Source organism: Flammeovirga yaeyamensis, assembly GCF_018736045.1.
Lineage (GTDB): Bacteria > Bacteroidota > Bacteroidia > Cytophagales > Flammeovirgaceae > Flammeovirga > Flammeovirga yaeyamensis.
On record NZ_CP076132.1, the window covers coordinates 627450 to 642752 of the forward strand.

The 15303-nt window shown below is 33.4% G+C and carries 11 protein-coding genes; 4 read left to right on the plus strand and 7 right to left on the minus strand.

What is annotated here, in order from left to right; translation table 11 throughout:
* Positions 1 to 258: 258 nt before the first annotated feature.
* Positions 259 to 1722 (plus strand): sodium:proton antiporter, encoded by a 1464-nt coding sequence (locus tag KMW28_RS02530; protein ID WP_394369902.1) that lies wholly within the window; start codon positions 259 to 261, stop codon positions 1720 to 1722.
* A gap of 276 nt (positions 1723 to 1998) precedes the next feature.
* Positions 1999 to 3021, plus strand: coding sequence for a gliding motility lipoprotein GldB (gene gldB, locus KMW28_RS02535; protein WP_169665023.1), 1023 nt, complete (start codon positions 1999 to 2001; stop codon positions 3019 to 3021).
* A gap of 382 nt (positions 3022 to 3403) precedes the next feature.
* Here gldB and hpf read toward each other — a convergent pair whose 3' ends face one another.
* The 6 genes from hpf to KMW28_RS02565 all read right to left on the minus strand — a co-directional run bounded on the left by hpf (position 3404) and on the right by KMW28_RS02565 (position 8096).
* Positions 3404 to 3718 carry a ribosome hibernation-promoting factor, HPF/YfiA family gene (hpf, locus tag KMW28_RS02540; protein WP_066210380.1) on the minus strand — a complete coding sequence of 105 codons (315 nt, stop codon included), beginning with the start codon at positions 3716 to 3718 and terminating at the stop codon, positions 3404 to 3406.
* A gap of 191 nt (positions 3719 to 3909) precedes the next feature.
* Entirely contained in the window at positions 3910 to 4803 is an 894-nt protein-coding gene (locus KMW28_RS02545; RefSeq protein ID WP_169665022.1) for a tyrosine-type recombinase/integrase, read from the minus strand.
* A gap of 240 nt (positions 4804 to 5043) precedes the next feature.
* Positions 5044 to 5238, minus strand: a complete 195-nt coding sequence (gene rpsU, locus KMW28_RS02550) for a 30S ribosomal protein S21 (protein WP_066210377.1) — start codon at positions 5236 to 5238, stop codon at positions 5044 to 5046.
* 123 nt (positions 5239 to 5361) lie between these two features.
* Positions 5362 to 6450 (minus strand): potassium channel family protein, encoded by a 1089-nt coding sequence (locus KMW28_RS02555; RefSeq protein WP_169665021.1) that lies wholly within the window; start codon positions 6448 to 6450, stop codon positions 5362 to 5364.
* A gap of 4 nt (positions 6451 to 6454) precedes the next feature.
* A complete protein-coding gene (locus KMW28_RS02560; RefSeq protein ID WP_169665020.1) occupies positions 6455 to 7123 on the minus strand; it encodes a rhomboid family intramembrane serine protease in 669 nt (222 codons plus the stop codon).
* Positions 7110 to 8096 carry a PhoH family protein gene (locus tag KMW28_RS02565; protein WP_066210371.1) on the minus strand — a complete coding sequence of 329 codons (987 nt, stop codon included), beginning with the start codon at positions 8094 to 8096 and terminating at the stop codon, positions 7110 to 7112. Before KMW28_RS02565 ends, KMW28_RS02560 begins: the two co-directional genes overlap by 14 nt.
* 170 nt (positions 8097 to 8266) lie before the next feature.
* On the opposite strand from KMW28_RS02565, the gene dacB reads away from it, so the two are divergent.
* Positions 8267 to 9712, plus strand: a complete 1446-nt coding sequence (gene dacB, locus KMW28_RS02570) for a D-alanyl-D-alanine carboxypeptidase/D-alanyl-D-alanine endopeptidase (protein WP_169665019.1) — start codon at positions 8267 to 8269, stop codon at positions 9710 to 9712.
* A gap of 191 nt (positions 9713 to 9903) precedes the next feature.
* Positions 9904 to 13068 carry a tetratricopeptide repeat protein gene (locus KMW28_RS02575; RefSeq protein ID WP_183363982.1) on the plus strand — a complete coding sequence of 1055 codons (3165 nt, stop codon included), beginning with the start codon at positions 9904 to 9906 and terminating at the stop codon, positions 13066 to 13068.
* Positions 13069 to 13115: 47 nt separating this feature from the next.
* On the opposite strand, the gene KMW28_RS02580 is transcribed toward KMW28_RS02575, so the two are convergent.
* On the minus strand, positions 13116 to 15188 hold the full coding sequence (locus KMW28_RS02580; RefSeq protein WP_169665018.1) for a hypothetical protein: 2073 nt from the start codon (positions 15186 to 15188) through the stop codon (positions 13116 to 13118).
* Positions 15189 to 15303: the final 115 nt, after the last annotated feature.

A 15303-nucleotide genomic window follows, 5' to 3' on the forward strand; every position in this document is an offset into this window, starting at 1 on the left:
ATTGTTTTATGAGAGTAATATTTCCTAAATAGCGTTAAGAAACCGGGAGCCAATATTTATATGGGTTTTCGGGTACATCAATTAAATGTCAGTACTATAAGTGTGTGTATGATTTTCAATGAGGGCGGAAAATTAACGAACAATTAAATTAGTACAAACTAACATTCAAATAGGTCTCTTGGACTAATTACACCAAGAGAATAGGTAGTTAAGAATTAAGTTAAGATTATGAAAAAGAAAATATTACTTCTTTTTGTTATGCTCGGTTTAGGGTTGACAGTAGGAGTGTCACCTGTGTTTGCATCTGGAGGTGGACATCCGGAAGCTGCTCCATGGTCGGTAATCCCTTTTGCGGCTTTATTGATTATGATCGCAACAGGTCCTTTATTTTACGAAAAGTTTTGGCATCACAATTATCCAAAAGTTGCCGTTGGACTAGCTGCTATTGTAGTTGGTTATTACATTTTTGGATTGCACAATACACATGGTCCTATTCATGCTTTCTTTGAATATTTCCAATTTATTGCACTTTTATCTGGTTTGTATATCGCCTCAGGCGGTATTATGATTAATGTAGATAGAAAAGGAACACCACTAGCTAATACAATATTACTGGTATTCGGTGCTGTTATTTCTAACATTATCGGTACAACAGGTGCATCTATGTTATTGATTCGTCCGTTTATGCGTCTGAATCAAGAAAGAATCCAACCTTATCATGTAGTATTCTTTATCTTTATTGTAAGTAACGTAGGTGGTGCTTTAACTCCTATTGGTGATCCTCCATTGTTTTTAGGTTTCCTTAAAGGAGTGCCGTTTGAGTGGACTTTGATTCACTCAGTACCAATGTGGGCATTTACAATTGCAATGTTGGCGGTAGTTTTCTTCTTCTTCGATAGACGTTTTGTCAACAAAAAGAACTTGCTTTTTGATGAAGAAACAGAGAAAACATACTCAAATAAAATCACGATTACTGGTGCTAAGAACTTCGCTTGGTTAGCAGTTTTAGTAGCAGCAGTATTCTTCGATCCATCAAAAATCTCTTGGTTACCAGGTATTCTTCAAACACACGAAGGAATGTCAATTGGTTTCTTAAGTGATTTACAACACCATGAAGGAGCAACATTATTCTCATTCATCAGAGAAATTATTATGCTTTCAGTAGCATATTTATCCTATAAATTTGCTGATCAAAAAGCGATTAAAGGTAATGAATTCAACTTCGAACCAATTAGAGAAGTAGCATTTATCTTTATCGGTATTTTCGGTACAATGATGCCAGCCTTAGAATTAGTCGGTGGATTTGCAGCATCTGATGCAGGAGCACCTCTAATTACACACAATACACTGTATTGGGCAACAGGTTCATTATCTGGAATTCTTGATAACGCGCCAACATACTTGAACTTCTTAACCGCTGCAATGGCTTCTAAAGGAGCAGACATTAACAGTGCACAGCAAGTATTAGACTTTACGAATGGTATCGTCAATGGAGCACCGAATCATGAAGCACAATTAGAGTTATTAGCGATTTCTGTTGCAGCAGTATTCTTCGGAGCGATGACTTATATTGGTAACGGTCCAAACTTTATGGTGAAATCAATTGCAGAGCAATCAGGCGTTGAGATGCCATCATTCTTTGGATACATTTTAAGATACTCTTTACCAATCTTATTTAGTATCTTAATTGTAGTTTGGTTAGTATTCTTTGCTTTTGTGTAAGCGAGTTTAAAATATTCAAAAAAAACCTCTTGTATTCCATGCAAGAGGTTTTTTTGTATAACTTTTGATTATAGATTTTTAAAGGGTTTATTTTAGAAACAAGCTCTTCTAAGCCCATGATTGAAATCATGGGTTAATAAAGGTTGAATATATATCTACTGAAGTCGATATAAATTTGAGTTTTAACCTAATTTTGACAATACTTTAGTGTTGTCAAAATCAATTTATCACCAACCCATGATTTCAATCGTGGGTGTTAGCACTTTGAGAATAAAAATGTACAAATATACTTACCTACTTATTTTACTTTTTACATTATCATTCTATAGTTGTAGCACTGATAATGAAGAAACGATTCCAGATGTTTCATCTATTGAAGTGAATGTAGAAGTACGTCACCTTGAAGACGAACTATTCGCTTTAGAAACTAGAGATCAGATCGTGAAATATCTAGTGGAAAATCCAGAAATTGAGCAAAAGTATTTCCTTCAAGCAAGATTGTATCCTACAAGAGAAGTATTAGTAGAAGCATTATACGACTTCTTATCCAAGCCAGAAAACGATACGTTAAGAATGGATGCTAAAAACGTTTATGGCGATTTTGAAAAGGAAAGAAAGCAATTAGAAGATGCTTTTAAGTATATAAAGTATTACTATCCAGAATTTAAGGTTCCTAAGGTATATACAAGTGTATCAGGATTTGGAAATTGGGGTTTTGGTGGAGATGTTCTTGATTTCGGAGACATGATTGTGTTAGGTATTGATTACTTCACGGGACCAACTGCCACTTTTACTGTCCCAGAAACGCCAGGGTACATTTTAAAGCGTTATACACCAGAGTATATTGTTCCTTTTACTGTACAGATATTATCAAATCGTTTTAATCAGGTAAATGATAGAGATAGAACGGTTTTAGCTCAGATGATTGCCTGGGGTAAAGCTTACGAGTTCGTGGATAGAGCAATGCCGTACCTACCTGATACCATAAAGGCAGGGTATAGTAAAAGGGAGCTATACGAAGTTCAATATAATGAAGGATATATATGGAGTCATTTCGTAGAAAACGAGTTGTTGTACAAGTCAGAACGAATGACAGTAAAAAGATATGTAGATGATCGACCTACGACATCAGAGATTTCTGGCGATAGTCCCGGTAGATTAGGTCGATGGTTAGGTTGGCAAATTGTAGAAAGTTATTTAAGGAATAACAAGGAGCAAGATTTCGTCTCTTTGATGAAGGAAAAAGATGCTCGAAAAATTCTGCAAAAGTCTAAGTATAAGCCAAATAATCGTAAATAAATTTAATACTTTCTGTTGAAAGCTAAACAAATATTAGACTATATTAAATCCTCTTAAAGGATAGTGAGAACTCCAGTATTTATGGTTAATATTGGTCATCAAAATTGATCTCCAAACAAGGTTATAGCCTGAGTTCGTAGAACTTAGGCAGATAAGAATTTATTCAGTACTCAGGATATTATAATGTATAATAACCGATACTGTAAAGGTATTATTTATATCCTCGTTTACTGAGCCTCCCATCTTGATATTCGAGATGTGGAGGTTTTTGTTTTCCAACCTTTCAAAGGTTTGCAAAAAGAAAGAGGTTGCTTCAATTTTTTTGAAACAACCTCTTCGGCATCTTTTTACAACTTTAAGGATTTATGCGTTTTTATCAGGACTAAGCGCCTGATTTGTCTAATATTTTCTCTTTATATTTCTTTACTTGACGTCTTAAAGACTCTGTTGCTTCATCAGTAGCAGCTTCGAAAGATACGCCATGTTTTTTAGCAACAAGTGTATCACCTGGAATGCGAAGCTTAATTTCCACAACTTTATTGTCTCGACTATTGTCACTATTTTTTTGTACTCTTAGGAATACTTCCCCGTCTACGAATCGATCGTAAAAAGTCTCCAATTTGTCTACTTTTTGTTGAATAAAATCGATTAACTTTTGGTCTGCTGTGAAATGTATTGATTGGATGTCGAGTTTCATATTCTTACAGTTTAAAATGTGTTGTGAAAAATTTTATTTATAAACCAAAAGATGCCTTCATTACCTTAAAAACGCAATTTATTGATAATAAATACCTTGTCCTTAAAGTGAATTATCGTCCGTTTATTAATATTTAATATAACGGTTTTCATTCACATTAGTTGTATTTTTTCAAGATATTTTGATCAGATTTAAGACTTTTTTTGTCCTCCTCTTGGATGTGCCTGAGCGTGAATGTTTTTCATTCTTTTTAGAGTAGAATGAGTGTAAATCTGAGTAGCAGATAAATTCGAATGCCCAAGGAGTTCTTTTATATCATTTAGTTGAGCACCATTCTCCAGCATACTTGTCGCGAAAGAATGTCGAAGTACATGAGGACTTTTTTTACTTGTTGTCGTGTGTAGACTCAAATACTTTTTTACTAATTGATATAGTTGAGGGTAGTTCAAGGCGGTACCCTTGTTATTGACGAATAATGCAGTTGTATCAAATGAATTTCTTTCTTTTAAATAGTTTTTGAGCTGTTCGATTAAAACTTGATGTAGTGGTACTATCCTTTCTTTATTTCGTTTCCCCATCACTTTGAGCGAGTGGCTGCTGAAATGGATATCATTCACTTCTATACTTAATAACTCAGAAGCTCTTAAACCAGTTCCATAAAGGAATTCTAAAATTAATTTATCTCTAATTCCCTCGAAAGATGTATCAAAAGTATCCTTATCGAAGAGGGACTCCATCTCGCTTGCTTTTACAAATTGTGGCAAACGTTTGGGAGTTTTGATAGAATGTACACTTTTGGCAGGGTCTACATCAATGACGTCGATTTTACGCAAGTATTTGAAAAAGCTTTTTAACGATGCGATTTTTCGGTTAACGCTTTTAGCGCTAAGTTTCTGATCCATTAAAGAAGCAATCCATAGCCTAATTTCTGATTTATTAGCACGATCTATTTGAAAGTCCTCTTGTTCCTTGGTTAAGTAATCTTCAAATTGGGTTAAATCGATAGTGTAAGCTGTTAAAGTATGCTCACTCACTTTCTTTTCATACTGTAAATACGCTAAGAAAGATTGTAGTGATTTGTTCATTTGACGATAAACTAAACGTTGTTATTGTTAAGAGAGAAATCCTACCTAGAAAGGCATCATTCCCAAAATCAAAAAGTAGGAGATAGTAAAATGGTCTAAATCAAAATTTTAAATTAACCCAGCGGTGGTTCATTCTATCTCTTCTTCAAAATAATATATTTCTACTTGATTTGAAAATCAAACAAACAAAAAAAGCCTATCATATAAAGATATGATAGGCTTTTAATAGAACAGTACTAATTAAGCACCTGCTTCAGTTCTCATTTTGATCTTGTAAGCAGTCTTAATGTTTTTCTTTCTGTTTGCAACAGATTCTTTCTCGTAGTACGCACGTCCACGTAATTCGCGAAGTACTTTTGTTCTTTCAAATTTCTTTTTGAAACGCTTAAGAGCACGGTCGATAGACTCGTTGTCTTTTACTTTAATTTCGATCATTATATTCTCCTTTTAATAAGGTATTTTCAAATTCTATTCCTATTTCGGATCGCAAATATAATCAAGAATTATATAAAACGAAAATGATTTCCAAAAATAATTAAATTGATTTCTAAATGATTCTTATTGACTATCAATAGTTAAGGCTTGAATTTTCGCTTCGATCTCTTCCCATGGGAAGTCTAAATAGGTCGCTAAAGATAATAAATCACCTTTTTTGAGTACTTCAGAAGCTTCTGGACACGAATTACTTTGTCCATCTCTGATGATAGCTAAAAGGTTACAACTGTGTTTTGTACCTTCTAAAACTTGAAATAAAGATAGTTGTAACTCTTTCCAAGAAATGCCAGCAATCTTGTCGACAGTTACCGTCATAGGATTGGCACCTTGTGTATTATAGAGTAAATCTTCGATGACTAAAGCACTATATGGATCTTGACATTCTTGTACTATGGCCAATACCGATAAATCAGAGCTGATATAAGTGGCTTTGCTCTTTTCGAACATCCAAAGATTCGCCATGTCAACAAGAATATATAATAGTCTCGTTTTAGAAGTATCTACAAAACGTTCAAGTAAATCTAAAGTGACTTTCGTGCTTCCATCAGAATTAGATTTTGAAGCATCCACAGGGAATACAATTACTGTTTTGTTATTTTGAACTTCGGCTTTTTGATACGTTTCTTTTTGAAGAGGACACCCTTTAATAAAATGTATATTAGGTAAGTGTGCTATTTCTTCAGGTAACTCATTGATATTGTCATCTACAAAACAAATCCCCACCGACTTTTCAACTACTCTTAGTTCATCGATAAAATGTTTTGCTACATTATTCCCCGGAAAGTTAAAAATGATATATCCGTCTTTATGTGGATTTTTCATAAAGCCTAATTTTTTTTGAGTCTTGTAAAATTCTTTGTAATCGAAAGCGGCGCTAAATAACGCACCAACAAAAGCAATACTTACTGTACTTAATAGCATTGTAATTATTCTACCTGCGAGTGTTTCAGCAGGTGCGTTGCCATAGCCTACAGTAGTGGCAGTTTGCCATGTTTGCCATATTGCCTCGTTCCAAGTTACGGATTCGATGTATTTAAAAAGTATGGCAAACAATAGATTAATCCCTATGGTATAGAAGAACACTTTTTTAAGCCAAACGAGTGGTTCAGCTTCTTTGTGTACCCTAAACCTTTTGATTAGATTAAGGATCATATTTTTATTGTTTAGTTTTCTTTTTATCTATTTCAGTATAATGATACTTTATGTTCTCGTTTTCCAAAGGCTGATAGCCTTCTTTGTATAAATCGTGTTGTAAGTCTGTATGCACTTTTTGAGAGAAAGTGGTTTCTACGTGTCTGTAAAAGAAGGCTAGAAAAAAACCAACAATACTGCCCGATAGATGTGACTCCCATGAAATACCTTTTTCATTGGGCACCAATCCAGTTAACATACCGTGATATAATACAGCGACACATAATGAGACAATTAATGATCTTGGATTTTTTTGGAATAACCCTATAAAGAACAAAAACGAAGCTATGCCATAAATAATACCACTTGCCCCAACATGAAAAGAAGGCCGTGCGAATATCCATACCATAAAACCACTATAAATAGTAAGTTGTATTAATATTTTGTCGGCCACTTTTGGGATAAAATAATAAAGTGCAAAACTTAATATCCCAAAAGAAATGGTATTACTAAATATGTGGTTAAAACCACCATGTATAAAAGGATGAAGAAATATACCAATAAACCCTAACCTTTCTCTTGGGTATATACCAAGGTGGAAAAGTTGTATGTTTAAAGATAACTCCAAGGCATAGAGAAACCATGCTATGGAGATGAGAAGTAACGGTATGCGTACTTCTTTATTTCTGAGCATCTTTTTTGATCTCTTCTTTTTGTTCTTTCTTCTTATCATCAAAACGTTTGTACGCAGAGATGATATTCTTAACTAATCGGTGTCTTACCACATCTTTCTGACTTAAGTGAAGTACTTTAATACCTTGTACATTCTCCAAAATTCTTGATGCTGTAACCAAACCCGATTTTTGTCTTGGAGGCAAATCAATTTGAGAAATATCACCAGTGATAATCATCTTAGAATCTAAGCCAAGACGAGTCAGTAACATTTTCATTTGCATTTCTGTGGTGTTTTGAGCCTCATCCAACAATACAAAAGCATTACTTAAGGTTCTACCCCTCATATAAGCAAGAGGTGCAATTTCGATGACCCTGTTTTCCATATAAAATTTAAGTTTTTCTGATGGAATCATATCATCAAGAGCATCATAAATAGGTCGTAAATAAGGATCAACTTTATCTTTTAGATCACCTGGAAGGAAACCTAAGCTTTCCCCTGCTTCCACTGCTGGACGGGAAATAATAATCCTTTTTACTTGTTTATTTTTTAACGCTTTTACAGCTAATGCAGTAGCTACATAAGTTTTTCCAGTACCTGCAGGTCCCAAAGCAAAAACTAAGTCATTTTTCTTTACTGCGTCAACTAATTTTTGTTGATTACTTGTTTTAGGACGAATGGCAATTCCTTTTGCACCGTACAACAGAATTTCATCTTTAACATCTGCATCCTGTAAGTCGGCATTCATCTCTACATAATCAAGGATATTATCAACGGTTACCTTTCCAAATTTTCTATAATGAATAAGAAGTTCGTTGATGGCCTTATGTACCTTAATAATCTCGGCACTTGTTCCTTGAATTCTAATTTCACTACCTCTCGCAATTATTTTACTGTTTGGAAATGCAGTTGATAACTCTTTGATGTTGCTATTATCTACCCCTAAAAAATCTACTAAGGCAACATCTTCTAATGGAATTACTTTTTCTATCAAGCGTTTTGTGTTTTAAATTTAATCTTGTTTCTAATTTATTATTATTTCGGGTATGTTTGGAACATTAATGGTTACTTTTTATGTAGGCAAACATACGGCTAACAATATATGAAATTGTAGGCTCAAATTTACCGAGATTTTGTATTATAAACGAATTTATCTTTAGATCTATGATGAATAATTATATTAATAGGAATATAGATTCTACTAAACTGATATTCTTTGGCCTCTTTTTCTGTTTTGTTCAAAGTTTTGCTCAAAATAAACATCAATTAGTTGATAAAGAATTGAAGTTATTACTTTCCAAAGAATGGATGCAAGGTGCCTCGGTATCGTTCAAGGTAACTTCAATAAAAAATAAGAATTTCGATTATGACTATCAATCCAATATTTCTTTAACACCAGCATCCATTACTAAGTTATTTTCCACAGCGAATGCACTTGATAAATTGGGGAGTAATTATAGGTACGAAACTAAAATTTCTTATTCAGGGAGTTATCAAAATGGTGTATTAGATGGTAATTTAATTATTCATGGTAGTGGAGATCCGACCTTAAGATTGGCTCAGTTGGATAGTGCTATTGCTGCAAGTTTACCCGATCTGAAAAAGATTACAGGAAAAATTGTGGCCGATGCAACCCTATATGGTAAACAAACCACTCCTTATAAATGGGTTTGGGAAGATTTAGGAAACTATTATGGAGCAGGTGTCAATAGCTTAAATATTGATGATAATATCTATAATATTTATTTGAATACGGGTAATACTGGAGAAAAAGCTGAAATCGTTTCGATAACACCTAAAACGCCTTATTTAACCGTAGAAGCTGATGTTTTATCGGGAGAACAAGGAACGGGTGACAATTCGTTTATTTTCTCTTCTCCTTATTCAAATAGTCATATTATTAGAGGAACTTTACCTCCTAATCGTAAAAACTTTAAGGTAAAAGGCGGTGTGACGGATCCTGATTATCATGCAATTTATATGTTGAGAACCACTTTAGTAGAAAGGGGCGTATCTATTGGTGAAGGGTGTATTGAAGTGATTTATCATAAAAGTAAACTTACTGATTTACATGAGTTGACATCGGTGAAATCCATACCAATTTCTAAAATTATTGATAAAACAAATAAAAAAAGTATCAATCTATATGCGGAAGCGCTAGCAAAGACCGTTACTATAAAAGAAAAGAATTCTATTCTACCTGATAGTGTATCAAAAAGCGTTATAGATTTTGTGAGCTCTCTGGGTGGTAGTTCTAAAGGAATATTTCTTGAAGATGGTAGTGGTTTGTCTCCTTTTGGTGCATTTTCTGCTAGCCATATGGTCGATTTTTTAATTGGAATTAAAGAAAAAGACTACTTTGAAGACTTTGAAAAATCTCTTGCTAAAACAGGTCAATCAGGTACCTTAAAGTATTTTTGTCGCTATAATGGGGCAAAAGGAAAGATTTTAGGAAAGAGTGGATCTATGAGAAGAGTGAGAAGTTATGCAGGTTATATTAAAACAAATAATGACGTTTTAGTATTTACGATAATCATAAATAATTTTTCATGTAATCATAAAACCCTACGTAAGGCTTTAGAACCTCTTATGGAAGAATTAAGTAAATAGAATTTTTTTGATGATCAAATCATGTTTCGTCATGATTTTTGCACATAAAATCATACTAATAATTGGAATGATTATATAATCATGTTTAAATTGTAAGTGTGAGGTGGAATGAATCTGATTTTCAGATTGATATACCATTTTTTAATCAATGGCCTCAACTTTTGTCCCGAATTCACGGTAAGCCTATGTTTTTGAAGAAATTAATTACTACAACATTTGTCCTCATCAGTCTTCTTGCGTTTACTAATCAAACCCATGCACAAAACACAAATGAACTGAAGACAAAGATAAAATCACTACCTGATGGAAAATTGAAGGTAGATAAACTTATTGAGCTTTCTAGAATAGAGCTGGAGCAGAGTAATTTCGATGCGATGAAAATCACAACGGATCGAGCTTACAACATCTCTCAAAAAATTGGATACCGTTTGGGAGAAGCAAATGCTTTACTTTTAAAGTCTACCATGTATAAACTTAAAAGAGACTTTAATACCGCCATTGAGTACGGTATTAACTCGATTAAGATTTTTGAGGTGGTGAATGATGACGTTTCTTTATATGATGCCTATTCTGATATCTGTTTCTTATACCAAGACTGGGGTATTTACGAAAATGCAATTGAATACATGGTCAAAGCATTGGGAGTGGCCGAAAGAATGAATGATAAAAAACGTCAGCAAGAGATATGGAGTTTATTGGGTAATGCCTATCAGCGATTAGCAAATTATGACCGTGCATTATTTTATTTCAGAAAAGGGGCAGATTATCTGAAAGAAAGAGAGGCATATTACCACGATCCAAACGATTTGCAGGCTTATAATACAGCTTTAGCACAGATTGCCAGTATCGAAATGGCAAGAAAAAACTACGAGACTGTAAAAAATATCAACGAAGAAATTCTTGCTAACAAAGAAAAACTAGGTGATGAAGAGGGTAAATTTGTACCTCTGAATGATATCGGTGTATGTTACGTACGTTTACATAAGCCAGAAAAAGCCTTACAATATTTTAAGAAGGCCTTAGAAATTAACAGAAAACTAGGTAAGCCAGAAGAAAAAAGTGCTACTCTATTGATGAACATTGGTACACAGGCCAATCAGTCAAGAAGATATGGTGAAGCACTTAAGGCCTACAACGATGTATTAAAAATTAGATTAGCAGGAGGAAAGCCTAAAGAAATTGCAGTAGTTTATTCTTATATCGCTTCTGTACACACAGGTAGAGGTAACCTTCAAGAAGCCATTAAATACTACGAAAAAAGTGGCAAAATGGCACAACAAGCAGGAGATATTTCTGGTGTGGAAAAAAGTTTGAAACACATTTCAGATATCTACCGTTCGATGAATGACTACAAGAGAGCCTATAATACTTTATCAAGAAGACTTTCTTTAAAAGATAGTTTGATCCGAATAGAGAGTATTAAGCTTAAGAAAATTACTGAAAACCGTTTAGCAGCTCAGAAAAAAGAAAAAGAAATTGACCTTCTTATCATGAACCAAAAGGTGAATGAAGCGACCATGAAAAGTTTGGAAGAACAGAATGCTCGTAAGGCCAAAGATCTTGAGATCATGCAGCGTGAGCAGTATATTAAGGAACAAGAACTAATTCAGAAAGAACTTGAGCAAAAGAGACAGCAACAGGAACTTCAGTTAACCATGACAGCCTTGGAAGCTGAGCAGATTGCCAAAGAAAACTCTCAACTTCAAAGAATTAAGAAGGTAAACGAATTAAAGATTAAGGAAAACGAAACGGATGCGAAACGTAAGCAAAGAGAATTAGAACTCCTTGAACGAGATAAGCAAATCCGTGATAACAAAATTAAGCAGCAGGAAGAAAACAAGAGAATCTACCTTGGCATGTTTGGTTTGTTATTCATCGTGATGGTCTTGATTATCATTGGTTACTTCCAAAACCGTAGAAAGAACTTGAAATTAGCCTCTAAAAACGAGGAGATTTTAGGTCAGAATGTAGAGATTGAAAAACAAAGAGACGAATTATCTGCGGCCAACTCACAAATTGAAAAAGCTTACGATAACATTCAGGTACTATCGGACTTTGGTCAGAAAATTACCGCGATTCTTGATTTGGAATCAATTAACTGGACAGCTTATGCATACATCAATACCTTAATGGATGCAGCGGTGTTTGGTATTGGTATTTACCGTGAGAATTATGATAAAATCGAGTATATCAATTTCTTGGAAAATGGTTTAACTCTTCCTCTATTTAGTACTGATTTATCAGCAAAAAATAGTTTAACTACTCTTTGTTATAAAACGAGTGAGGAAATTGTGATCAATGATTATGAATATGAAATTGATAATTACTTGAGACAAGAACCGGAATTTAGAACCTCTCAGCGTCCAAATTCATTGGTGTACTTACCTCTAATCACAGAGAAAAACTTAGGTGTTTTAACGGTACAGAGTTATAACAAGCATGCATATACAAGAAACGAGTTGAACATCTTGAGAACACTTGCTTCTTACTGTGCAATTGCCTTAACCAACGCCAACGCTTATCAAGAGATTGATAACAAGAACAAGAGTATTACCGACTCCATTCGATATGCACAAACGATCCAGAGAGCCATTCTTCCTTCCAATGCGAAGATTCAGACAGGTCTATTGGAAAACTTTGTATTCTTTAAGCCTAAAGATATTGTATCGGGAGATTTCTTCTGGTTTACTAAGATCGATGAGAAACTGAATAAGTTATCGTTCAGTAAAACGGATATAGAAGAAAGAATATTTATCGCAGCTTTAGACTGTACTGGACACGGTGTACCGGGTGGTTTCATGTCGATGATTGGTAACACATTATTGAACGAGATTATTAACCAGAAAGGTATTTACGATCCTGCCAAAATTCTTGATATGCTAAACGAAGGTGTAATCGACGCCCTTCACCAAGAAAACAAGAGTAATGACGATGGTATGGACGTTTGTTTAGTGATGATTGAGAAGAGTATCTCAGGCGAAACTAAATTGATCTTCTCTGGAGCGAAACGATCGTTGTTCATCAAAGAGCCAGGAGGAACTGAATTAATCGAAGTAAAAGGTGATAACAAATCAATTGGTGGTGTACATAGAAGAAAATCATCAAAAGTAAGTTTCACGAATAAAGAAGTAGAAGCAAAAGCAGGTTCATCTATTTATCTAACTACCGACGGTCTTCAAGATCAAAACAATAAAGATGGTAAGAAATTCGGTAAAGTAAAATTGACAGATTTACTTTTAGAAAATGCGGATAAACCGATGCTAGAGCAAAAATCAGCTTTAGAAAATGCATTGAATGAGCATATGGGAGATATTCCTCAAAGGGACGATATTACAGTTCTAGGAGTGAGGTTATAATACCATTAATAGATAAATGAATGAGGTAAGTTGTTAGTCGGCTTACCTCATTTTTTGTATATATTGATTTCAGAGAATATTAGCGGTTGTTCTCTATCTTTTTGTTCATAAGTGATGTGAAATAGTTTATCATAGTAGTAAGGAGATTTACTAATAGGCCTTGTCACTTTTAATACAATCTTGGAGTTATCAATTGGTGTAAAAGGAATGTTTAGCACACCCCATTTATTCGCTAAAACCGAATATCTCTCAGGACTACCATTATAGCCTATCATTTTATCGTTTTGATATATTTTTAATCGATTATAATTCAAACTGTCTTGATGGTAGTTATAGTTCCAGATACTCATTTCGTAATTTTGTCCAAGAACTAGAGAATCGATTTCTATAGTCATTAAATCTTGATTTGCTTTTGTCGCGATTATCAATTGTTCGTTATTTTCGATGAAAAGAGAATCTACTTTTTTAAGAGTGAGAATACTATTCTCTCTAAGTTGATTTAAAGAAGATTTTGGAGGTAAAAAGTCACTTATTGGAACAGTGTACATTAAATCGGTCTTAACTGATGAAATATTTTTCCAATGAGGTGCAAATAAAGAATCCACAGTGATGACGAGTACATTCTTTTCCCAATTGATTTTTGAAAACAATTGCTCACTATATTCTATGGAAGGTAAAAGTAATTGGTCGGTATAATGAGCCTCTTCAAACGATAAACGGGAGTAATAGGTATTTAAGCTTGGAATACCAAAATGATAAGAAAGAGAGTATAATAATTCTCTTGCAAATCGGTTTTTTGGATCTTTATCACTTATACTGTTACTATTGAAAACAGCGTATAAGACTTCAATATTTTCTGTATCAAGTTCATATTTATTTTCTGAAAATATATTTTCCTTCATCAAGCTTTCTTTCATAATATCTTTATGATAAAAATAACATTCAGAAATGCCTAAGATTAAAATTGAATATATAATCCATTTATTGAGATTTTGATGGAGGAAAATAAGCATCCCTATTAGAATAAGAATATAGAAAATCCAGCCAAAACGTAACAAATCTCTAATTTGTTCTAGTGGTGGTAATATTTTAAATAAGAAATCAAATCTTATAAATAAAGTAAGTCCATATCCGAAAAAGAGAAGACTGCTAATTGTTAAAATATAAACAGAAACATCAATCTCTTTTTTGATATAAAGATTTCTAATAAATAGGATTAGACTTATTGCTAAAAAAATCCAGAAATAAAACCTTAACTGAAGACTATCAAATAGATAAAGGTTTTTGAAAAGTAGTTTATCAAAAATATTTTTTGATGATATGGCAAAATCATATAGAATCGTAAAGTGTTTCGTTCTCCATAAATGATCATCTGATAAACGAACAGAGAAATAATAAATAATTGTAGGAATTAAAAATGAAGTAAAACCAATAGCAATTGTCTTTTTTGAATAGTTGGAGAGAATAAATAAACCTAGAAAAATACATAATGTTGTTGCTGCCCAAAGTGTTCCTGTATATCCATGAGCAAAATATCCTATTAAATTGAATAGGGAAATGTATATCAAATATTTCCAGTGGGCCGTAGAAGTATATTTAAAAATAAAATAAATAAGTAGGGGAGAAATGATAATGTAGAATAAGCCAAAATGTAGAAGTATTCTACTGTTTACGGGGTTGCCTAAAGTAATAAGTAATGCCCCTAATACACTAATTATGGGATCACAATTGAAGTGCTTAAACAATTTGATACAACCAAAATAACAGATTGGGAAACATATCAGCATACTATAGTGTAAGATGCCAACAGAATAGGTGTTTAGGTCTATTCCTATAGATTTTAATAGATAAATACTGTAAGATAATATGGGTACAGAATCACTAAATAAGATTACTTCTCCAAAAGGATAGTTCATGGCATTAGCATTGCCAAATTTTGCGACCCAAGCATATAAATAATAATTTTTTATACCATCAACTCCAATGTCACATAGTAAGAAGCTATTCGGGTGAAAAATAATCTGATGAAAATTTAGGAAAAGAAATAGTATCAGGAAGATAAACCCTCCTAATTGTATTTTTAGGTCAGTACCGAAACTGTTTTTGTTTAGTAAATTCATTAAAAAATGTTGGATTCCCTAGTTACTATTTGGAGTTGAAAAAGTGTTGCTATTTACAAAATTAGTAGATTGCCTTAATAATAAGAATTGAATGATTATATTTTTGTATCCATAG